The following is a 21,241-nucleotide window of genomic DNA, read 5'->3' as shown; positions in this document are numbered from 1 at the left end:
AACTTTTTCATGAATGAGTTGATGCTTTATGTAAGTGTATTTGTTGGGGCCGCGATTCCGGTTCTGGAAGTGTGGATTGCCGTACCTTTAGGAGTAGTGGCCGGTTTGCCGTGGTTCCCCGCAGCTATGGTTGGCTTTATCGGCAACCTTGTATCTTTACTACCGATTATCTACGCCAGTGAAAAAGTAACTGCTTTTGTCCGCCGTTGGCTAAAAAAATCTGAAACTGATGATATAGCTGAATCCGTACCTGAACGTAAAGACAGAAAACACCGAATTCTTGAAAAGTTCGGTGTTCCTGGCTTAGCTTTTCTTGGTCCTTTTCTTATTGGGGTCCATGCTGCGGCCGCATTTGCTATGGCAATGGGAGCTACAAAACGAAGTGTACTATTTTGGTTTACCTTGTCATTGATTTTTTGTTCGTTGCTCTTCGGCTTTCTAGCGGGAATAGGCATTACCGAAGTGTCAGATGGTAAACAGCTACCATTTTCAGGTTAGTGGCTGATGTAGAAAGTGGTTATCAGTTTCAGTGCATCAAAAAATGCAGCTGATAACGAGCACTGACTTTCACATGTGAAAGACACATAGCTAATTTGATCATAAAATGCGCAAAACCCACTCGCGCAAGCCATAAATTTCCAGTAATGACTTGTTTTTTTTAATTTATTTTGATTTTTATCTATTAATTATCAACAAGTTATCATCCACCCTCGCCTTTGTGCCCTTTAAGGGCAATTCCACGGTTCTCCCCCAAGACGAATATTTCCGATGATTACCCCCGATTGATTCACAAAAAATCAGGAGTAGTCATGAAGAAACAGATAACCACCTCAAAAGAGTGTTTGCTGACCTATGAGGAAGTTTGCACTGTTTTGAAAATGTCACAGGCAACTTTACGGCGCTACGTAAAGCAAGGCCGGTTTCCGGCACCAGTGAAGCCAAATCCCAATGGCCGAGCCGTTCGCTTTCGCTACCAGGATGTAAAAGCGTGGCTGGACAAGCTGTGAGAGGGGCTGCGTGATATGCAATACAAACTGCAAGATGACGGGCTCTATGCCTTATCAGGGGACCATTGGCAGCGTGTCGGTGGCTGGATTCAGGTAATGGCTCGCACCAGGCTAACTGACAAACGGCACGGGCACGGAGCGTTGCTGGAATGGCAGAATTTCGATGGTGTGAAGTTACGCGAGGTCGTGTATGCGCGAGATCTCAACAGTGACAATGCCCGGCAGGTACGGGATATGCTGGTTGATACCGGTTATCCACTGACACCCGGGCAGGCGAGCTGGAGCCGGCTTCAGCACTATCTGTTGGAACAGATGGCTCTGGCCGAACCGGCGACAGTGGTTAATCGAACGGGTTGGCACGGTGGAGTATTTGCCACCAGTAACTGGACGATCGGCTCAGCTGAAGAACCGTACCATTTCGTAGGCCAATTATCAGGCTCTCCGACGTTAGAGGAGTCTGGAAGTCTCAGCGACTGGCAGACTTATGTCGGGCAGCTATGCCGAGGCAACCCGTTAGCAATATTCAGTATTGGAACGGCGCTGGCTGCGCCGTTGATTGCGTCGGCTGGGATGGAAAATGGCGCCATCCACTTGGTTGGAGCATCGTCGACCGGAAAGACGACGCTGTTGCAGTTGGCGGCTAGCGTGTATGGGGGAAACCGCTATGTTCGCAGTTGGATCTCAACCAGTAACGGGTTAGCGGCAGTCTCATCAGAGCACAACGACATGTTGTTGCCGTTGGATGAAATCGGCATGGCTCGCCCAGAAGACATCGATACGGCGATCTATCAGATCATGAACGGATCAGGAAAATTACGGGCTAACGTCTCCGGCGAGCTGGCTGCAACCTCCCATTGGCGAACGCTGGTGTTGAGTAGCGGCGAAGTCTGGATTGCAGAGCTGCTTCAGCAGATAGGTAAACCGTTACGCGCAGGCCAGCAGATTCGACTGGTGGAGCTCCCGGTGTTTGGAACCTATGGTGCGTTCGACGAATTGCATGGTCACAAGCATCCTCAACAATTTGTGGACGAGCTGAAATCGTCTTGTCAGCGCTACCACGGCTCTGTCATTCGGGAGTGGGTGTCGTTGCTGACCGAACGTCACACTGAGCTCAGTCAGTATCTAAATCATGAGGTTGGTCGTCTGAGCGGTGCTTGGGCAAACGATCAGATGGCATCCCAGGTGCAACGTGTCATCCGGCGTTTTGCCTTGATTGGTTCAGCACTTTGTCTCGGTAGCAGGAATTTCATTCTCCCGTGGAGCGAGGAAGAGTCCTTGGCAGCCGTCCACCGAACCTTGAAAGCTTGGCTGGATAATAGAGGCCACTCCAGAAATTCCGAGGAATTCCGGCTTCTCAAAGCGCTGGAGCGGGCCATGAAAGTCTGGGAGCGCAGTCTCAGTGATATTGAACAAGCGAGTGCCCAGGGCGGAGCGGGTTTTCGACGCTCACACGAGGGGCGCGAGTTGTGGTTGATCTATAAATCGCACTTCCTAAAGCGGCTCGGGCTGCCGACCCATTACATGAGGGAAGTGGAGGTGCTGTTACAGCGTGACTGCCTGGTGAGCAATGAGCGCTCCCGGGGGACCTACAAAACCAGGGTCAATGGAGATTTGCAGCGGTTTTTCGCGCTCAGGCCTGACCAAGTTAGGCGGCAACTTGAAGAACTGGAGAGGATTGAACATGAGGACTGACACGGTGTTCCCAATTTCCCAGTTTTCCCACTTTGGTTATGGCGGTGTAGGGGTAGAGCGATGACAGAAAAAGAAATGCTGCAACGGGTGTTGCAGGACATGATGGTTCTCAAAAAAATCATTTTAGACCATATCGGTGGCAGCAAGGCTCCGGAGGTCGACAAGGAGATCATGAGCCTTGAAGACTGTGCGGAATACACGGGGCTGAAGAAAAGCACGCTGTACCAGTTAACCTCTCAAAAGAAGATCCCTCACTTCAAGCCAAATGGTCACAGGATTTTCTTTCGCCGTGCAGATATCCTGAAATGGCTCCAGTCCAACCGGATCGCGACGGCGGAAGAGATCGAACGGTCGGCAGCTCAGCATCTGGTGAGTCACCGAAGGCCAGGACGACGGAGTGTTTGATGTGGGACAAGTGTAAAGAGGGGCTTTGAAAGCCCCTCTCGTCACTTAGGCTGCACATTCCCCAACCTCGTCCAGTGTCTCCTCAAATATGTCAGGAAAACTCCTCATGGCCTCTGTACGGCGAGTTTCGAGTATGTCGGCGTAGATCTCTGTGGTTCTTAGTTCGCTGTGGCCCAGAAGCCGGGACAACGAGTAGATATCCACACCCCTGGCCAGTTGATTGACCGCAAAGGTGTGCCGTCCAGCATGGAAAGTCACACTCTTGGTGATACCCGCTCGCATGACCCATTGCGCCAATGCAACGTTGGTGTAGGAGTCATACTTCAGACCTTTGAATACGCGATCACCCGGATTGCCGCGATTCTCCAGGTTTAGCAATCTCACAGCCGAGTCTGGAAGATCCAGGTATTGCAGTGAGTTCCCGGCGTTCACAAGCTTCTTTTGCCGAAAAATGATGCGGTAGTGGCCATCCGCGAATTCCTCTATCTCACCCCAGACCAGCTTGTGGATATCTGACCAGCGAAGGCCGGTAGTGCAGGAAAACAGGAAAGCCCGCCTCAGCACGTCATACCGGCACTCGGCTTTGGTCAGAGCCCGGACCTCTTCGAGGGTCAAATACGTTCGTTTGGTGTTCTCCGGTTTGATGGACTTGACCTGTTGAACCGGGTTGTCGCGGACAATGCCATCCCGATAGGCCTGGTTGAGCGCTGCCCGAACCTTGTTGAAGTAACTGCTGGTCGTGTTCTTGGCCAGTTTGGTTCCAGATTTGGTGGTGGCTTCATGCTGAAGGTAGTGCCGGAACCCCTCCAGGAATCGCTTATCGACTTGTTCAAAGGTCAGTTCAGACAAGCCATGGTAGCGATGCAGGTGATGACGGGTGGAGATCCAGATCGAATGATTGGATTTGCTCCCGGAAGCCTTCTCGTCGGTCAACTGGTCGAAGTAATCGAAGAAGCTGGCCGAAAGCTTGGTCCGATCATCCAATCCATGTCGTGACGACTCGATTTCCAACAGCCGCTTTGCCCTGATGGCCTCAGCCTTCTGATTCACCGTCTTGTTGTGCTCACGCTCCGCCGGAAGGCGGGGTTTGTCGTAGAGGAACAGGTTCAGGGGCTCATACGAGCGCTTCTGCGCCCGAGAACCGTTCTGGCCTGTCTTGGAACCGTGGTAGTAGACCAGTCGCAAGGCACGGTGGCCGTTCTTGTCTGGTTCGCGTTTCTGGATAGTGATTTTCATGTTTTGCTCCTTTTGTGCTCCGAGTGCTCCGAAAACTTATACTCGGAGCACACACGGAGCAAGAGGGGGCAAAACGGATCAAATTGCCTGCAAAGAAATAGAATAAATTTCTTTATAAAACAACGTCTTATTTATATTTTATTGGATGCTTTTCGATCTTTTTGGCCGTTTCACTTCCCAATACAAAAACTGCTGAAAATCTTGCCCAACAAATCATCCGGGGTCAGATGCCCTGTGATCTCTCCCAATGCATCCTGGGCGGCACGCAGGTCTTCTGCCAACAGTTCGCCAGCCCCGTAACCTTGCAGTTGGCCCTGCCCCTGTAGCAGGGAATCCCGGGCACGAGCCAGGGCATCCAGGTGCCGGCGCCGGGCAAGAAAACCGCCTTCGGTGGTGGTCACAAAGCCCATGCACTGCTTCAGGTGTTCGCGCAGCAACTCCAGGCCATTAGCGGATTTCGCGGCCAGCCGAATCACCGGCGCACTCTGGCCAGGCTCTGCGGCAATACCGGGCACTTCTCCAGATAAGTCGACTTTGTTACGTATCACGGTTACCGGCGCACTGGCTGGCAGCCGGTCGATGAAATCCGGCCAGATCTCGTGGGGCTCGGTTTTGTCAGTGGTGGTGCCATCCACCATCAGCAAAATACGATCCGCCTGGCGGATTTCTTCCCAGGCCCTGGCAATACCAATCTGCTCGACCTCATCCGGGCTCTCGCGCAAACCGGCGGTGTCGATAATGTGCAGGGGCATACCATCAATGTGAATATGTTCCCGCAAGACATCCCGGGTAGTACCTTCAATGGCAGTTACAATGGCTGCTTCCCGCCCGGCCAGGGCGTTAAGCAGGCTGGATTTACCGGCATTGGGGCGGCCCGCAATCACAACCTTCATGCCATCCCGCAGGATGCTGCCCTGTTGTGCTTCAGAAAAAATCTTATCCACAGACTCTAATAGTTCGGCAAGATCCGACGCCACTTTGCCATCCGCCAGAAAATCGATTTCCTCTTCCGGGAAATCAATTGCGGCTTCAACATAGATTCGCAGGTGCGTGATAGCCTCCACCAGGTTATCCACACGTTGTGAAAAAACACCCTGCATGGAGCGCACGGCACAACGTGCCGCTTGTTCCGAGCTGCTTTCGATCAGATCCGCAATCGCCTCGGCCTGGGCCAGGTCCAGTTTATCGTTAAGAAAGGCGCGTTCAGAGAATTCCCCCGGGCGAGCCAGCCGGGCACCAAGGTTGCAGACAGCCCGTAACAGCATATCCAGAATCACCGTGCCGCCGTGGCCTTGGAGTTCGAACACATCTTCGCCGGTAAACGAGTGGGGATTGGGGAAAAACAGGCCGATGCCCTCATCGATAAGATCACCTTGCCCGTCCCGGAATGGCCCGTAATGGGCGTACCTGGGCCTGGGTTCGAACCCGAGAACCTGGCTGGCGATATGCCGGGCATCCGGGCCGGAAACCCGGACAATCCCCACGCCCGCCTGGCCGGGTGCCGTGGCGATCGCAGCAATGGTGTCGGTGCTTGAATGCATAAACCTGTTTCCTGCAGATAAAAACAAAAGGCTCCCTGTGGGAGCCTTTGTCAGGTCGGAATTACCAGACTATCAGTATTTCTTGCCTGCGACTTCGGCTTCGATCTTGCGGGTAATGTACCACTGCTGAGAGATCGACAAAATGTTGTTCACCAGCCAGTAGAGTACCAGGCCAGACGGGAACCACAGGAAGAAGACCGTGAAGATCAGCGGCATCATCTTCATGATCTTGGCCTGCATGGGGTCCGGCGGGGTCGGGTTCAGGTGCATCTGCAGGAACATGCTCGCGCCCATCAGGATCGGCAGGATGAAGTACGGATCCATCTGGGACAGATCCTGAATCCACAACATAAACGGCGCATGGCGCAACTGAACACTTTCAAACAGCACCCAGTACAGGGAAATAAATACCGGCATTTGCACCAGAATGGGCAAACAACCACCCAGCGGATTGATTTTCTCCCGCTTGTACAGCGCCATCATTTCCTGAGACATGCGCTGGCGGTCATCGCCATAGAGTTCCTTCAGGCGGGTCAATTGGGGGGCGACCGCACGCATCTTGGCCATGGAGCGATAACTGGTGGCAGACAAGTGGAAAAATACCGCTTTTACCAGCACTGTCAGCAGAATGATGGCCACACCCCAGTTACCAACCAGGCCGAAGAACCACTCCAGAATGTAGAACAGGGGCAGCGAAATAAAGAACAGCCAGCCGAAATCGACGGTTCGGTCGAGGTTGGGTGCCAGCGCTTCAAGACGGTCAATAATCTTTGGCCCAACATAGGCGGTAGCGCCAATTTCAGCACTCTCCCCCGGTGCAACCGTCGTTGCCGGATAAACAAATCCCATCACATGCAGGTTGCCGCGGCGCGTGGTCTGGAACTGTGCCTGTTGATCCGGTTCTGGCACCCAGGCGGTCAGGAAATAGTGTTGCAGAAATGCCAGCCACCCGTTGGTTACGGATTCGTTCACACGTTTTTCTGACAGGTCATCAAAGTCGTATTTCTCGTAAGGATCGTCAGGCGTGCTTATCACCATGCCCAGATAGGCGCGAATACCCATACTGGCCTGCGAGGTAGGATCCGGAGCCTGATCACGGACAATCTTGCCGGTGAAGTTCGCTTGCCAGTCACTGGCTGACTGGTTATTGATTAAATAGCGGATATCGATTTGGTAGCTGTCCCGTTCGATATGAAAACGCTTGGTGATGACCACGCCCTGTTCGGTGGTGTGTACCAGATCAACCGTCAGTTCCTGTTGCTCGTCAGATAGCTCAAATTGATTGCTGGTTGCGGTAAAAACCGGTGCTTTTCCGTTTTTTCTGCCATCCGGTCCATCGCGCCCGATCAAACCACTTTCCAGAAGATAGGTACGATTCTGGCTGTTAGTGAGTAGTTTCAGGGGCTGTTCGCTGTCCAGGGATTTGTCGTAGTCCAGAAGCGAGCTTTCAACGATATTGCCGCCAAGACGGTCAATTTTCAGTTCGAAGACGTCGGTTTTAACGGTTACCAAGCGATTGCCGATAGCGTCGTTTGTAGTGTTTTCAATACCGGAAACCGAGGGGTTTTCAGGTGTGGAAAACTCTCCATCAACGGCTGTGTCTGATTGATTTTCAGGCAGTGTCAGCTCATCAGCAGGTACTGGATTGCCATTGTTTGTCTGAGTCTGAGCGACCTGTTCTGTCTGAGGCTGGTGATAGTCCTCATTCCAGGCAAGTACCATCAGGTAACTGACAATGGCGAGGCCGGCAAACAAAACAATGCGTTGAATATCCATAAACCTAGTGTCTGATTTGATAAGTGGAAGCAGAGTCTTCGGGTGTTTCGTGTTCGGATCCGGTGCCATCTGTTGGCTGAACGGTTCCAGGCACGGGATCATAGCCGCCTTCTGCCCAGGGATGACACCTTAACAGCCGTGATGTTGCCAGATAGCTACCTTTCACAGGTCCATGAAACTGTATGGCTTCAATCGCATACTGTGAGCAAGTTGGGTAATGGCGGCAATGACTGGCCATTAATGGGCTGATGGCATACTGGTAGAAGCGGATGGGCAAGAGCAGGAGCTGACGCATTAACCCGAACCTCTGACCTTGTCGTTGGAAGACGAGGAACAAGACTGCTGGTGTTTTTTCTTCAATCGACGCCACATATCGTCCAGTGCGAGACGCACGGCGGCGTTATCCAGCTTATCCAGACCTTGTCGGCCAAGCACAACAATATCAACGGCTGGCCAATGATCCTGTTGGCGAAAACTTTCTCTGATCTGCCGTTTGATCCGGTTTCGCTGTACAGCCAGACGCAAATTCTTCTTGGAGAAAATGAGTCCAATCCTGGCACATCCCTGATGGTTTGGGGTGGCCAGGATAAGAAAATTCCTGTGCGGAACTTTTAGCTGAACGTCATTGAAGACCCTGCTGTAATCCGAAGGTTTCAACAAACGATGAGACTTCGGAAAGCCCAGGGGCTTCATCAGACTCGCTTAAAGTTACGCGGACAGGCGAGCACGGCCTTTGGCACGGCGACGAGACAGTACCTTACGGCCATTAGCTGTGGCCATGCGGGCACGGAAACCGTGAACGCGCTTACGCTTCAGGACGCTCGGCTGGAATGTTCTTTTCATGGTGATGTTCTCACAAATCGTCGATGGACATTGATCACTGGCTGGAAAATAGTCAGCCAAAACAGGAGCGGCATTTTAGTCAAATACCGTCCGGAGATCAATGGTTATGGAATGATCAGGTTGTGTTTTGGTGGTGAGTAGAAACCGACAGCTCAGGTAACAGAATCTATAAGTCTTTTTTTAATCTCTTTGAAAGATAAATATTACTGTTATTAGGCGCCATGATTTCTGTGTATAAGCCATAAAAGTTCATTAAAAACAGAAAGATCGGGCAATCACAAGGGTTTTGACAAGTGCCACTGAGGCCTGTGGAAGGCGCTACGACGAATTGTGGATAAGTCCCCTGCTGAGGTTCTGGTGAAGTTGTTCATTGACGGACCCCCGGCCTTTGCACAGGACAGACCCCCTGGTTTTCACAAGGTTCTGTGTATAACTTTTTTTCACATGATATCTGTACACAAGCCTGTAGATAGGTCTGTAATAGATTGAAATAAATGGTAAGAAGTTTCCACAGGCTGTTTATGAAGTGGTTGTGCGGCCTTTTACTGGCGCCCTCTGCAGGGTAGAATCTGCGGTTATTCCAACGTCGGACATCAGAAAATGAGGCCGATATTGGCTAAGTCAGGTTTTCGGGAGCAGGCGGTCGTGCCGAATAGCATGTGGCATCAATGTCTTGAAGTACTCCGGGACGAGTTTCCCGCACAACAGTTCAATACCTGGTTAAGACCTTTGCAGTCTGATCAGCGTGATGGATTGCTGATGTTGCTGGCGCCGAACCGGTTTGTGATGGATTGGGTCAACGAAAAGTATCTGCGCCGTATAGAAGAAGTGCTCAAGGATCTGAACGGGGGCCAGGCGCCCAGAGTTCAGATGAAGGTGGGCTCTGCGCCGAAAGCCTCTGAAAAAGTGGCAAGATCGGAGCCCGCTCCGGTGAGAATTTCCGAAGAGCCGGGATTAACAGTTACAGAAGAAGAAAAGAGTGTGGCGGCCACAGTTGCCAGTGAGCCTGTTCCTGCCCCGGCACCGACACCCCCGCCACCGAGTGCTGCCAGCGAGAGGCGGCCGGTGCAGGTAGAAGGTGACATCAAGCACCAGAGCTTCCTGAACGAAACCTTCACTTTTGAAACCTTTGTTGAGGGCAAGTCAAACCAGCTGGCCCGGGCCGCGTCGATGCAGGTGGCCGAGAATCCTGGTGGCGCCTATAACCCGCTGTTCCTGTATGGCGGGGTGGGTCTGGGCAAGACTCACCTGATGCATGCCATTGGTAATGAGATTGTCCGACGTAATCCCCGGGCGAAGGTGGCCTATCTGCGCTCCGAGCGGTTTGTTGCCGACATGGTCAAGGCGTTGCAACTCAACGCGATTAACGAATTCAAGCGCTACTACCGCTCGGTGGATGCGCTGCTGATTGACGACATCCAGTTTTTTGCCCGCAAGGAGCGCTCCCAGGAAGAGTTTTTCCATACCTTCAATGCCCTGCTTGAAGGGGGGCAGCAGGTGATTGTGACCTGCGACCGTTTCCCGAAAGAAATCGTCGATATGGAAGAGCGCCTGAAGTCTCGCTTCGGGTGGGGGCTGACCGTGATGGTGGAACCGCCGGAGCTGGAAACCCGGGTGGCGATTTTGATGAAAAAGGCCGATCAGGCCAATGTGAAGCTGAGCAGCGAGGCTGCCTTTTTTATCGCCCAAAAGATCCGTTCCAACGTGCGGGAGCTCGAAGGCGCGCTGCGTTTGGTGATAGCGAATGCTCACTTCACTGGGTCTGAAATTACCCCGCCGTTTATCCGGGAAAGTCTCAAGGATCTGCTGGCGCTGCACGAAAAGCAGGTCAGTATTGATAACATCCAGAGAACCGTGGCGGAGTACTACAAGATCAAAGTGGCCGATCTGTTGTCGAAGCGCCGTACCCGCACAGTGACCCGCCCGCGCCAGGTGGCTATGTCGCTGTCGAAAGAGTTGACCAACCACAGTCTTCCGGAGATCGGCGACGCCTTTGGCGGCCGGGATCACACCACGGTGTTGCATGCCTGTAAGAAGATTGTTGAGTTGCAGGAAACCGACCCGGGTATCCGGGAGGACTATCAGAATTTTATGAGATTGCTGACCACCTGATTCCGGGTGGCGAAACAAACGAACATTCACTTCCGATAATTGAAGCCGAGTGCCATGAAACTGACCATCAGCCGTGAATCCTTGCTTACTCCGCTGCAGAGCATTGCAGGCGTTGTGGAAAAGAAACAGACCATGCCTGTGTTGTCCAATATTCTGCTGGATGCGGAAGACAACACCTTGACCCTGACCGGCACCAATATGGAAGTGGAACTGGTGGCCAGAGTAACGCCGGTTCATGTGGATCAGCCCGGTCGGATTACTGTGCCGGCGCGCAAACTGGCGGATATCTGCCGGGCGCTGGGAGACGAGACCCCGATTGATCTGGCATTGGAAGGTGATCGGTTGCATCTGCGTTCCGGTAACTCCCACTTCACCCTGTCGACCCTCCCGGCCGAGCACTTCCCGAATGTGGAAGACGAGGCGGAAAGTTTTCGGCTGGCGCTGCCCCAGAAAGAGTTGGGCCGGATGCTGGATGCTACGGCCTTCGCCATGGCCCAGCAGGATGTGCGTTACTATCTGAACGGTTTGTTGCTGGAAGTGGATAGTGGCCACGCCCGGGTAGTGGCCACCGATGGCCATCGCCTGGCGATGGCCCAGTTTGATCTGGATACCGGTTGCCCCGAATTGCGTCAGGTAATTGTGCCCCGTAAAGGCGTACTGGAACTGGCGCGGCTGCTGGATGATGCAGAATCGGAAGTGACTCTGGTGATCGGAGATAACCACATCCGGGCCACGGTGGGCAGTTTCACGTTCACCTCTAAGCTGATTGAAGGCAAGTTCCCGGATTACAACCGGGTGATTCCGCGCGGTGGCGACAAGGTGGTACTGGCCGACAGGGCTACCCTGAAGAATACCCTGCAGCGTGCGGGTATCCTGTCCCACGAAAACATTCGCGGTGTGCGTCTGAACCTGTCACCGAATCAGTTGCAGGTGTTTGCCAATAACCCGGATCAGGAGCAGGCAGAAGACGCGCTGCCGGTGGAGTACCAGGGTGAATCCCTGCAGATTGGTTTCAACGTGGGCTATCTGGTAGATGTGATGAACGCGCTGGATGATGATCAGGTAAAACTCACCTTGTCGAACCCGAATAGCAGCGCCCTGATCGAGTCGCAGAACGACAGCCGCTGCTTGTATGTGGTTATGCCCATGCGATTGTAATCGGCTCCGGAGACAGAGATGAATACACTGGTGAATGGAATCAAGGGTGCATTTCGAATCGGGCAGACCCTGTCGGTACTGGGTCGCACGGGCGTTAACTGGCTGCGGGGGGAGCGCCCCCCGGCTCCCCGGTTATTGCGACAGACGTTCGAAAACCTGGGCGCAACCTATATCAAGCTGGGGCAGTTTATCGCCAGCTCCCCCACCTTCTTCTCCAAGGAATACGTGGAAGAGTTTCAGTATTGTCTCGATAAAACCCCCAGCCTGCCCTTCAGCGTGATCAAAACGATCATTCGTGAAGAGCTTGGCCGCCCCATTGACCAGGTGTTTGCGGAGATTGATCCGGTGGCGCTGGCGTCGGCATCGATTGCCCAGGTTCACGCGGCGCGCCTGGTCACCGGCGAAGACGTGGTGATCAAGGTGCAAAAGCCGGGTGTGGAGAACATTCTGCTGACGGATTTGAACTTTCTGTACGTTTCGGCGCGGGTTCTGGAAACCCTGGCGCCGAAACTGTCCTGGACTTCGATGTCCGGTATTGTTGATGAAATTCAGAAGACCATGATGGAGGAGTGCGACTTCATCAAGGAAGCCAACAACCTGAAGGTATTCCGCGAGTTCCTGCACAATACCCATAACGAAGACGCCACAGTACCTCGGGTGTATGAGCATTGCAGCAGTCGCCGGATTCTGACGATGGAGCGTTTTCACGGGGTGCCGCTCACAGATCTGGAGAGCATTCGTGGCTTTGCCCGGGATCCGGAACGTACCCTGATTACCGCCATGAACACCTGGTTTGCCAGCCTGACTCAGTGCGAATTTTTTCACGCCGACGTGCACGCGGGCAATCTGATGGTGTTGAAGGATGGACGGGTGGGTTTTATCGATTTTGGCATTGTAGGTCGAATCAAACCGGATACCTGGCAGGCAGTCAGTGATTTTATTTCCGCGATTATGGTGGGCAACTTTGAGGGTATGGCCGATGCCATGGTGCGCATCGGGATTACCCGACAAGCGGTGAAAGTGTCGGATCTTGCTGCCGATTTGCAGCGCCTGTATCGACAGATGGATGGCATGGTGCCGGATGAAGCGCCCTACGATATGGATCGGGCGGAAGACGACGTTAATCATATCCTGATGGACATGGTCAAAGTTGGCGAAAGCCATGGACTGCACTTTCCAAGAGAGTTTGCCCTGCTGTTGAAACAGTTTTTGTATTTCGACCGTTACGTACACATTCTGGCCCCAGAGATGGATATGTTTCTGGATGACCGGCTGACGATGTTGCATTAACTCCTGTCACTGGCTTTCTAGTACACTTGAAAGAGGCAATGCCCGGTGGGTGTTGCCTTTTCTTTTCGGGTACGGCGTTCACCTTCTGCGATTATCGGGCCCTCCATTAATATGGCGCTAGTCAAACTCCAGACACAGAATTTCCGGAACCTGGCGTCAGTACCGGTGGCCTTTTCCCCCTCCTTCAACCTGATCTACGGCAGTAATGGCAGCGGCAAGTCCAGCCTGTTGGAGGCTATCGGGTATCTAGGGCTCGGACGTTCCTTCCGAATTAACCGACATCAGGCGGTGGTTGCCCATGGCGCCCAGAAGCTGACGGTGTTTGGAGCACTGGATTCAGGGCTCGGGCAAAGGCCCCAGGGACACGCTGATGAGATTCGTCATCGGGTTGGTATTTCACGTGATATCGGGGCCAAGGAAACCCAGTTGCGGGTAGACGGTGAAGCCGTACGCAATCTCTCGGCACTGGCGATGCACCTGCCGGTCTCGGTGATCGATCCGGGCGTGTTCGATATTGTGGCGGGAGGGCCGGGAAAGCGCCGTCAGTTTCTGGATTGGTTAGTGTTCCACGTGGAACCTTCCTTTTCCTCGTCGTGGCAACAGGTGCAAAGAGTCACGTCACAGCGGAATCAAATGCTCAGAAATGGTAGACTGGACGAATCGCTTATGCGGGTATGGGATTCCCAGTTTGGCAGTCTGGCGGAAACCCTCAGTGATACCCGAAGCGCAGTGTTTAGCCAGTTCAAGGCGGCGTTCGACTCAGTACTGTCCGAGTTGGAGGCGCCCTGGCTTAAAGGGCTGAAAATGGAGTTTTACCTGGGGTGGGACAGAGCCATACCGCTGACCCGGGTACTCGCGGAGCATCGCGACCAGGAGCGTCGTATGGGGCATACACTGTACGGGCCAAATCGCGCAGATATAAGGCTCAAATTTGGTGGGCGACCGGTTTCGGAAACCCTGTCCAGAGGCCAGCAAAAGACCCTGGTGATTCTGATGAAAATCGCTCAGGGCAAAGTGTTAAGTGATCAGGGAAAGCAGGTCACCTTTCTGTTAGACGATATCAACGCTGAGCTGGATATCCATCATCGCATCGTGCTGGCGCGAAAGCTTCAGGCACTGCGATGCCAGGTGTTTATTACGTCCATTGAGCATCCGGAGCCAGAGATGTTATGGCGGGATGGATCAGCTCCGGAATACAGAATGTTCCACGTGGAACATGGAAATTTGACGGAAGAATAGACTGACCGAAGCGGCCGTCCCCGACGGGATCCGCCGTAGCCGGAGTCACCTCCAGGAGTCTCTAGTAATGAGTGAAGCGAATTACAATTCCTCCAGTATCAAGGTTTTGAAAGGACTGGACGCGGTACGTAAGCGGCCGGGCATGTACATTGGCGATACCGACGATGGCACTGGCCTGCACCACATGGTGTTCGAACTTGTGGATAACTCCATCGACGAGGCTCTGGCTGGTTACTGTTCGGAAATCGGCATTCTGATCCATCCCGATGAGTCCATTACCGTTCAGGATAATGGCCGGGGCATCCCTGTGGATCTCCACGAAGAAGAAGGTGTGTCGGCGGCGGAAGTCATCATGACCGTATTGCACGCCGGTGGTAAGTTTGATGACAACACCTACAAAGTGTCTGGCGGCCTGCACGGTGTTGGTGTTTCCGTGGTTAATGCCTTGTCCTCTACCCTCACCCTGACCATTCGCCGGGATGGCAAGGTTTGGGAGCAGGTGTACGAGCACGGGGTGCCCAAGGCGCCACTGAGTGAAGTGGGCACCACCGATGCCTCAGGCACCAAGGTGCACTTTATTCCGTCCCCTGAGACCTTCACCAACATTCAGTTCCACTACGACATCCTGGCCAAGCGCCTGCGGGAACTGGCGTTCCTGAACAGTGGCGTGCGTATCCGGCTGACCGACGAACGCTCGGGTAAGGAAGAAGTGTTCGAGTATGAAGGCGGTCTGCGAGCCTTTGTTGAGCACCTCAATACGGCCAAAACGCCCATCAACCGCGTGTTTCACTTCAACCGTGAGCGCGAAGACGGTATTTCGGTGGAAGTGGCGATGCAGTGGAACGATGCCTTCCAGGAAAATATCTACTGCTTCACCAACAATATTCCCCAGCGCGACGGCGGTACGCACCTGGCCGGTTTCCGGGCGGCGCTTACCCGTTCTCTGAACAACTACATCGAGCATGAGGGATTGGGCAAGAAATCCAAGGTCTCTACCTCCGGTGACGATGCCCGGGAAGGCCTGACGGCCATCGTCAGTGTGAAAGTACCTGACCCCAAGTTCTCCTCCCAGACCAAAGACAAGCTGGTGTCCTCGGAGGTGAAAACCGCCGTGGAGCAGGAGTTGTATCAGAGCTTTGCCGAGTACCTGCAGGAGCAGCCGAGCGAAGCCAAGCAGATTGTGAACAAGATGATTGAAGCGGCCCGTGCCCGGGAAGCCGCCCGTAAAGCCCGGGACATGACCCGACGCAAGGGCGCGCTGGACATTGCCGGCCTGCCCGGAAAACTGGCGGACTGCCAGGAAAAAGACCCTGCCCTCTCTGAACTGTTCATTGTGGAGGGTGATTCAGCGGGTGGCAGTGCCAAGCAGGGGCGGGAACGCAAGACTCAGGCTATTCTGCCGCTGAAAGGTAAGATCCTGAACGTGGAGAAAGCCCGGTTCGATAAGATGCTGTCCTCCGCGGAAGTCGGCACCTTGATCACGGCCCTGGGCTGTGGCATCGGCCGTGAAGAGTTCGACGCCGACAAACTGCGTTATCACTCCATCATCATTATGACGGATGCCGATGTGGACGGCTCCCACATCCGCACGCTGCTATTGACGTTCCTGTTCCGCCAGATGCGGGAAATCATCGAACGCGGCCATGTCTTCATTGCCATGCCGCCCCTGTACAAGGTCAAGCGCGGCAAGCAGGAACAGTACCTGAAAGATGAAAAGGCCAAAGAGGTTTACCTCACCCAGACGGCTCTGGATGGCGCACAGTTGTTCGTGAATCCGGATGCTCCGGCAATCAAAGATTCTGCGCTGGAAACCATGGTGATGGATTACCAGGCGGTGATGGCCATGATCGAGCGCCTGTCCCGGGCCTACCCTGCTGCGGTTCTCAATCAGATGGTGTACAACAGCACCCTGAAAGCGGAGCACCTGAAGGATGAAGCCGAGGTTACACGCTGGGCAGCGGCCCTGGGCGAAGGGCTGCAACTGGATACCCGTACCGGCACCAAGTACACCTTCTCGGTGACCCGTGATGAAGAGCGGGGCCTGTATCTGCCGAAAGTGACCATCTATGTGCACGGCATTCCCACCGACCATGTGTTTGGCCACGACTTCTTTGAATCATCGTCCTATACGGCGATCGCGCGCCTGGGCGAGACGCTGGACGGCCTGATTGAAGAAGGAGCCTACATTCAGCGGGGCGAGCGTAAACAGCCGGTGCTGTCATTCAAGGGAGCTCTGGACTGGCTGATGAAAGAAGCCCAGCGCGGCCTGAACATCCAGCGCTATAAGGGGCTGGGCGAGATGAACCCGGAGCAGTTGTGGGAGACCACCATGGACCCGGAGACTCGCCGCATGATGAAAGTGACCATCGAGGATGCGATTGCCGCTGACCAGATTTTCACCACCCTGATGGGCGATGATGTGGAGCCCCGGCGCGATTTTATCCAGACCCACGCCCTGGAAGTCCATAACCTGGACGTTTGATGCGGGTTGCCTTACCGGCATAAAAAAACGGTGGGTCTCTTCGGAGCCCACCGTTTTTTGTTTAGCGTGATGCTGTTCTGGAACGGACTACTTGGAGGACTCTGCCCGCTTCCGTTCCTTCTCCTTTTCTTTTTCCACCAGATGGGGCGCCATCACTTCTTCCAGTGTATGGCCAGTCAGGCGTCGGATGCTGCGCCACAAGTAGTAGAAAATCAGGATCATCATCACCATGGAGGGAATGGCGATCATCGGGTAACTCACCAGCGTCATGCGCCCCAGTTCTTCATTGAAGGCTGTGGTGCCCGCCGGGCTGACCACAATCCACTTCGCCAGCACATAATTCATGATCGACGAAAACAGAAATGTTCCGGCAAAAAAGTAGCTGGCATTCAGCAGGCGGGCTTCGAACTCATCAACACAGCCTTTTGCGTCCAGGGACGCATGGATTTTATCCACATCCAGCACATTAGGGTTGTACAGCAGCGTTCGCACCAGCGGGTAGCGGGTGCGGGTTGAGGCCAGAACCGCCAGACCAATAACCGCCGGAACCGCCGCCTCCTTGATCGCCAGCCAGCCCGCGTCCAGCTCCAGCAGGCCGATGCCACCGGTGAGTGCAACACTGATCAGGCCCAGTAGCGCAATGAAGTTCTTTTTGCGATAACGCACCAGTTCAAACAGCCCCCAGCCCAACGGAAAGGCCAGGCCAATGATCAGTGCGTTGACACTGCCTAGGTGTTCGTCGCCACTGAACTTCATCAGAATGACAGAGGGAATGACGATACTGACCAGCAAATCCACCCAGGGACGGGGTTGGTGATCGGGGTGCGTCTGAGTATTCGGGGAGTTCATGGTTACCGCCTGATAGATGGGGTCTATAACCGACAGTTAAAGCAACTGCCGGTACGGATCACCGGCAGTATACGACGAATCAAAAGCGCAGGGTAAGCGAAGCGGGTTGCGGGCAAGCGAGGAGCGGGTAGCCGACAGCGAGAATCAGAGCCGACCCCGCTGTCAGCAATTATGCCTCAAACAGTGAACGCCGGATCAGGCGCCCACGTCTTTCAGACACTGTTCAACGATATCCAGGCCTTCGGCCAGAACCTCATCCTCGATGGTTACCGGCATCAGAAAACGCAGCGTGTTCCCATACATGCCGCAGCTTAGCAGAATCAGGCCCTTTTCCTTGGCCTTGGCGGTTATCTTCGCGGCCAACTCCGGCATGGGTTTGCGGGACTGTTTGCTCTCTACCAGCTCAAAGGCCGCCATGGAGCCCATGCAACGGGCGTTATCCACATGGGCAAACTGATCCTGCCACTGGCCGAAACGATCTTTCAGCTTGCTGCCCAGTTGCTGGCTTTTTTCCACAATATTATCTTCTTCGAACACCTGGAACACCGCTAATGCTGCCGCGCAAGCCGTCGGACTGCCGGTGTAGGTGCCACCCAGAGAATTTGGCCCGGAAGAATCCATGATCTTGTCGGTGCCCACCACGGCAGAGATCGGCATGCCATCAGCCATGGATTTGGCCATGGTCATGATGTCCGGCTCCACGCCACTGTGTTCGATGGCAAACAGTTTGCCGGTGCGGCCGAACCCGCTTTGCACTTCGTCGACAATCAGCAGAATGCCGTTGTCGTCGCAGACCTGGCGCAGCTTTTTCAGAAAGCTGACCGGCGCGGGATAAAAGCCCCCTTCCCCGAGTACCGGTTCCAGCACAATGGCCGCGGTCTCGTGGGCCGGGGAATCGGCTTTCATGGTCATCTGCAGACCACGCAGGGCGTCGTCCTCAGAAATTCCATGGTAAGGCACCGGATACGGTGCCCGGTACACCATGCCGGGCATGGGGCCGAACGAGGTCTGGTAGGGTGCGGCTTTGCCGTTCATGGCCATGGTGAAGAAGGTGCGGCCGTGGTAGCCACCGTCGAAGCAGATCACGTTGGTCTTGCCAGTGGCGGCACGGGCAATCTTCACCGCGTTCTCCAGCGCCTCGGCACCGGAGTTGGCCAGCATCACCTTGCCGTGGCCACGTACCGGTACCAGTTCACTCAGTTTCTGGGCAACCTTCACGTAGCCTTCATAGGGCATCACCGTCTGGCAGGTGTGCATCAGCTTGTCGAGCTGAGCCTTCACCGCCTCGACCACCTTCGGGTGCCGATGGCCGATGTTCAGTACACCGATACCGCCGGCAAAGTCGATCATCCGTTTGCCATCGGCATCCCAGATCTCCGCATTCAGCGCGTGATCTGCGAACTGCTCGTTGGGGCTTGCCGCACCGGCTGCGACATACCGTTCTTTGAGTGCCTGTAATTCCTGGTTACTCACGGTAAGCGTCTCCCTGTCTGAAAAATCGAAGGTCTGTTTTCAGTGTAGGGTTTACGGCGGCAGGACACAAACCGACCAATAATGGCTCAGCCGGGAGAGTGCCCTCACCCGGCGACCGAAAAACAGAATGGGGCGATGACCCGTTTCAGGGGGGGTGCGATGATTCGGGTTGATGGTGGGCCTTCGGGATGCTGTGGATAAGTTGCTGAATCTGGGTTGATACGGTTTTTTCTCGCATCAGGACGTATCATAACCGTTTGCGAGAGTGCTCGGGATTGGGAAGTCCTGCCGGGCGCTCGACATCTCCCAACGATGAAGGATGTAGCTTTGCGCGCCTACGCCGACAACGATTACCCCGCCGACCACAAACCGGACTGGTCACTCATTTCCGGTTTATGGCCCTACCTGCTGGAATTCCGGGGCCGGGTGGTGCTGGCCATGGCCCTGCTGGTGCTGGCCAAGCTGGCTACGGTGGCCACCCCCATTGCACTGAAATACATCGTCGACTACCTGGATCAGAATCGTGGCGCGGATATGCTGCTGTGGATTCCGGTTATTCTGGTGGTGGCCTATGGCTCCCTGCGCTTCGGCGCCACCCTGTTCAGCGAGCTGCGCGACGCTGTCTTCGCCCGGGTAGCGGAGCGGGCCATGCGGCGGGTATCACTGCGGGTGTTTGAACACCTGCACCAGCGGGAACTGGGCTTTCACCTGGACCGCAAAACCGGTGGCCTGGCTCGGGACATCGAGCGCGGCACCAACGGCATCAGTTTTCTGTTGCGTTTTACCCTGTTCAACATTGTACCCACCATTCTGGAAATCCTGCTGGTGGCGGGCATTCTGCTGGTGGTGTTCAACGTTGGCTACGTGCTGGCCATCCTGGTGGCAGTGATTGTGTACGTGGTGTTCTCCATCAAAATCACCGAATGGCGAACCAAATTCGTGCGCGAGGCCAACGCCCGGGATAACCAGTCCAACTCCCGGGCCATCGACAGCCTGTTGAACTACGAAACCGTCAAATACTTCAACAACGAGCGCTACGAAGCCGAGCTGTACGATCGGGATCTGGACGAGTGGGAGCAGGCGCGGCTGAAAAACCGCTTGTCGCTGGCCACGCTCAACGCCGGTCAGGCGCTGATAATCGGCGTGGCGCTGATGGTGATCATGGCCATGGCGGTGTCTGAAGTGGCCAGCGGTGAGATTACCCTGGGGGATTTCACCATGATCAACGCCTACCTGCTGCAGTTGTTCATTCCCCTGAACGCTCTGGGGTTTGTCTACCGGGAGATTCGCCAGGCGCTGGTGAACGTGGAGCGGTTGTTCAAGCTGCTGGGGGATGCGCCGGCGATTCAGGATGCCCCGGACGCCAGGCCGCTGGCTGTGGATAACGGCGAAGTGCGTTTCGAGCATATTCACTTTGCCTACCGGCCAGACCGGCCCATTCTACAGGACGTGGATTTAACCATTCCCGCTGGCCACACTGTGGCCGTGGTGGGCGCCAGCGGCGCTGGCAAGTCGACCCTGGCCCGGCTGTTGTTCCGGTTTTACGATGTGGATAACGGGGCTATCCGGATTGATGGCCAGGACATCCGCACCGTTACCCAGGACAGCCTGCGTTCGGCCATTGGCGTGGTGCCTCAGGACACCGTATTGTTCAACGACACCCTGTACCGCAACCTGGCGTACGGTCGGCCAGAGGCCTCCGAAGAAGAGGTACACCGGGCGGCGAAACTGGCCCATCTGGAAAATTTTATCCACAGCTTGGCAGACGGCTACGAAACCAAGGTAGGCGAGCGTGGACTCAAGCTGTCCGGAGGCGAAAAACAGCGCGTGGCGATTGCCCGCGTGATCCTGAAAAACCCGCCAATACTGATCCTGGACGAAGCAACCTCGTCCCTGGACTCCTTGTCTGAACAGGCCATCCTCGGGGCGCTGAAAGAGGTCAGTCGCCAGCGCACCACCCTGGTGATTGCCCACAGGTTATCCACAGTTCGTGATGCCAACACCATTCTGGTGATGGACGGCGGCCGGATTGTGGAAAGTGGCAGCCATAACGAACTGCTGGCGGCCGGTGGACACTACGCGCACTTGTGGCAGCAGCAACATCGGAGTGAGGACAGCTGAAAGCTTGGAGCATCAGG

Annotated in this window: 18 protein-coding genes; 10 read left to right on the top strand and 8 right to left on the bottom strand. The window is 54.7% G+C overall.

Annotation, left to right across the window (positions count from 1 at the left end; translation table 11 throughout):
- Positions 1-9: 9 nt before the first annotated feature.
- The 4 genes from C7H09_RS02860 to C7H09_RS02845 all read left to right on the top strand — a co-directional run bounded on the left by C7H09_RS02860 (position 10) and on the right by C7H09_RS02845 (position 3,104).
- Positions 10-498 carry a small multi-drug export protein gene (locus C7H09_RS02860; RefSeq protein WP_165794770.1) on the top strand — a complete coding sequence of 163 codons (489 nt, stop codon included), beginning with the start codon at positions 10-12 and terminating at the stop codon, positions 496-498.
- Between the two features lie 311 nt (positions 499-809).
- A complete protein-coding gene (locus C7H09_RS02855; RefSeq protein ID WP_104417155.1) occupies positions 810-1,007 on the top strand; it encodes a helix-turn-helix transcriptional regulator in 198 nt (65 codons plus the stop codon).
- Between the two features lie 15 nt (positions 1,008-1,022).
- A complete protein-coding gene (locus tag C7H09_RS02850) occupies positions 1,023-2,699 on the top strand; it encodes a DUF927 domain-containing protein (protein WP_106761119.1) in 1,677 nt (558 codons plus the stop codon).
- A 60-nt stretch (positions 2,700-2,759) separates the two neighbouring features.
- Entirely contained in the window at positions 2,760-3,104 is a 345-nt protein-coding gene (locus C7H09_RS02845; RefSeq protein ID WP_106761118.1) for a helix-turn-helix transcriptional regulator, read from the top strand.
- Positions 3,105-3,149: 45 nt separating this feature from the next.
- Here C7H09_RS02845 and C7H09_RS02840 read toward each other — a convergent pair whose 3' ends face one another.
- The 6 genes from C7H09_RS02840 to rpmH all read right to left on the bottom strand — a co-directional run bounded on the left by C7H09_RS02840 (position 3,150) and on the right by rpmH (position 8,500).
- On the bottom strand, positions 3,150-4,340 hold the full coding sequence (locus tag C7H09_RS02840) for a site-specific integrase (RefSeq protein ID WP_106761117.1): 1,191 nt from the start codon (positions 4,338-4,340) through the stop codon (positions 3,150-3,152).
- 170 nt (positions 4,341-4,510) lie between these two features.
- Positions 4,511-5,881, bottom strand: a complete 1,371-nt coding sequence (mnmE, locus tag C7H09_RS02835) for a tRNA uridine-5-carboxymethylaminomethyl(34) synthesis GTPase MnmE (RefSeq protein ID WP_106761116.1) — start codon at positions 5,879-5,881, stop codon at positions 4,511-4,513.
- A 72-nt stretch (positions 5,882-5,953) separates the two neighbouring features.
- Entirely contained in the window at positions 5,954-7,657 is a 1,704-nt protein-coding gene (yidC, locus tag C7H09_RS02830; RefSeq protein WP_106761115.1) for a membrane protein insertase YidC, read from the bottom strand.
- A gap of 4 nt (positions 7,658-7,661) precedes the next feature.
- Positions 7,662-7,952 carry a membrane protein insertion efficiency factor YidD gene (gene yidD / locus C7H09_RS02825; protein WP_240616486.1) on the bottom strand — a complete coding sequence of 97 codons (291 nt, stop codon included), beginning with the start codon at positions 7,950-7,952 and terminating at the stop codon, positions 7,662-7,664.
- Positions 7,952-8,350, bottom strand: a complete 399-nt coding sequence (gene rnpA, locus C7H09_RS02820; protein WP_106761114.1) for a ribonuclease P protein component — start codon at positions 8,348-8,350, stop codon at positions 7,952-7,954. The genes yidD and rnpA overlap by 1 nt, the downstream gene beginning before the upstream one ends.
- A 15-nt stretch (positions 8,351-8,365) precedes the next feature.
- Positions 8,366-8,500: a 50S ribosomal protein L34 gene (gene rpmH, locus C7H09_RS02815; RefSeq protein ID WP_008940054.1), complete on the bottom strand. Its 135-nt coding sequence runs from the start codon at positions 8,498-8,500 to the stop codon at positions 8,366-8,368.
- 645 nt (positions 8,501-9,145) lie between these two features.
- On the opposite strand from rpmH, the gene dnaA reads away from it, so the two are divergent.
- From dnaA to gyrB, 5 genes are all read left to right on the top strand, one after another.
- On the top strand, positions 9,146-10,612 hold the full coding sequence (gene dnaA / locus C7H09_RS02810; protein ID WP_106761188.1) for a chromosomal replication initiator protein DnaA: 1,467 nt from the start codon (positions 9,146-9,148) through the stop codon (positions 10,610-10,612).
- A gap of 54 nt (positions 10,613-10,666) precedes the next feature.
- Entirely contained in the window at positions 10,667-11,770 is a 1,104-nt protein-coding gene (gene dnaN, locus C7H09_RS02805; RefSeq protein ID WP_106761113.1) for a DNA polymerase III subunit beta, read from the top strand.
- An 18-nt stretch (positions 11,771-11,788) separates the two neighbouring features.
- The gene (locus tag C7H09_RS02800; protein WP_106761112.1) at positions 11,789-13,060 is read left to right on the top strand and encodes an ABC1 kinase family protein; all 1,272 of its coding nucleotides are present in this window, start codon (positions 11,789-11,791) and stop codon (positions 13,058-13,060) included.
- Positions 13,061-13,171: 111 nt separating this feature from the next.
- A complete protein-coding gene (gene recF / locus C7H09_RS02795) occupies positions 13,172-14,299 on the top strand; it encodes a DNA replication/repair protein RecF (protein WP_106761111.1) in 1,128 nt (375 codons plus the stop codon).
- A 67-nt stretch (positions 14,300-14,366) separates the two neighbouring features.
- Complete coding sequence (gyrB, locus tag C7H09_RS02790) at positions 14,367-16,781, top strand: DNA topoisomerase (ATP-hydrolyzing) subunit B (RefSeq protein WP_106761110.1); 2,415 nt, start codon at positions 14,367-14,369, stop codon at positions 16,779-16,781.
- Between the two features lie 87 nt (positions 16,782-16,868).
- Here gyrB and C7H09_RS02785 read toward each other — a convergent pair whose 3' ends face one another.
- Both C7H09_RS02785 and gabT read right to left on the bottom strand, forming a co-directional pair.
- Entirely contained in the window at positions 16,869-17,630 is a 762-nt protein-coding gene (locus C7H09_RS02785) for a VC0807 family protein (protein ID WP_106761109.1), read from the bottom strand.
- Between the two features lie 195 nt (positions 17,631-17,825).
- Positions 17,826-19,103 carry a 4-aminobutyrate--2-oxoglutarate transaminase gene (gene gabT, locus C7H09_RS02780; RefSeq protein ID WP_106761108.1) on the bottom strand — a complete coding sequence of 426 codons (1,278 nt, stop codon included), beginning with the start codon at positions 19,101-19,103 and terminating at the stop codon, positions 17,826-17,828.
- A 327-nt stretch (positions 19,104-19,430) separates the two neighbouring features.
- Between gabT and C7H09_RS02775 the strand changes: the two genes are divergently transcribed.
- On the top strand, positions 19,431-21,224 hold the full coding sequence (locus C7H09_RS02775; protein ID WP_106761107.1) for an ABCB family ABC transporter ATP-binding protein/permease: 1,794 nt from the start codon (positions 19,431-19,433) through the stop codon (positions 21,222-21,224).
- Positions 21,225-21,241: the final 17 nt, after the last annotated feature.

Source organism: Marinobacter fuscus (assembly GCF_003007675.1).
Classification (GTDB): Bacteria; Pseudomonadota; Gammaproteobacteria; order Pseudomonadales; family Oleiphilaceae; genus Marinobacter; species Marinobacter fuscus.
This window is presented reverse-complemented; position numbering and strand designations above follow the sequence as displayed.

Excerpts from the sequence above, each read along its gene's own strand:
- gyrB (WP_106761110.1), top strand. The coding sequence starts at position 14,367 with ATGAGTGAAGCGAATTACAATTCCTCCAGTATCAAGGTTTTGAAAGGA.
- C7H09_RS02785 (WP_106761109.1), bottom strand. The coding sequence starts at position 17,630 with ATGAACTCCCCGAATACTCAGACGCACCCCGATCACCAACCCCGTCCC.
- rnpA (WP_106761114.1), bottom strand. The coding sequence starts at position 8,350 with ATGAAGCCCCTGGGCTTTCCGAAGTCTCATCGTTTGTTGAAACCTTCG.
- C7H09_RS02840 (WP_106761117.1), bottom strand. The coding sequence starts at position 4,340 with ATGAAAATCACTATCCAGAAACGCGAACCAGACAAGAACGGCCACCGT.
- yidD (WP_240616486.1), bottom strand. The coding sequence starts at position 7,952 with ATGCGTCAGCTCCTGCTCTTGCCCATCCGCTTCTACCAGTATGCCATC.
- yidC (WP_106761115.1), bottom strand. The coding sequence starts at position 7,657 with ATGGATATTCAACGCATTGTTTTGTTTGCCGGCCTCGCCATTGTCAGT.
- rpmH (WP_008940054.1), bottom strand. The coding sequence starts at position 8,500 with ATGAAAAGAACATTCCAGCCGAGCGTCCTGAAGCGTAAGCGCGTTCAC.
- C7H09_RS02850 (WP_106761119.1), top strand. The coding sequence starts at position 1,023 with ATGCAATACAAACTGCAAGATGACGGGCTCTATGCCTTATCAGGGGAC.
- recF (WP_106761111.1), top strand. The coding sequence starts at position 13,172 with ATGGCGCTAGTCAAACTCCAGACACAGAATTTCCGGAACCTGGCGTCA.
- C7H09_RS02860 (WP_165794770.1), top strand. The coding sequence starts at position 10 with ATGAATGAGTTGATGCTTTATGTAAGTGTATTTGTTGGGGCCGCGATT.
- dnaN (WP_106761113.1), top strand. The coding sequence starts at position 10,667 with ATGAAACTGACCATCAGCCGTGAATCCTTGCTTACTCCGCTGCAGAGC.
- C7H09_RS02855 (WP_104417155.1), top strand. The coding sequence starts at position 810 with ATGAAGAAACAGATAACCACCTCAAAAGAGTGTTTGCTGACCTATGAG.
- mnmE (WP_106761116.1), bottom strand. The coding sequence starts at position 5,881 with ATGCATTCAAGCACCGACACCATTGCTGCGATCGCCACGGCACCCGGC.
- C7H09_RS02800 (WP_106761112.1), top strand. The coding sequence starts at position 11,789 with ATGAATACACTGGTGAATGGAATCAAGGGTGCATTTCGAATCGGGCAG.
- C7H09_RS02845 (WP_106761118.1), top strand. The coding sequence starts at position 2,760 with ATGACAGAAAAAGAAATGCTGCAACGGGTGTTGCAGGACATGATGGTT.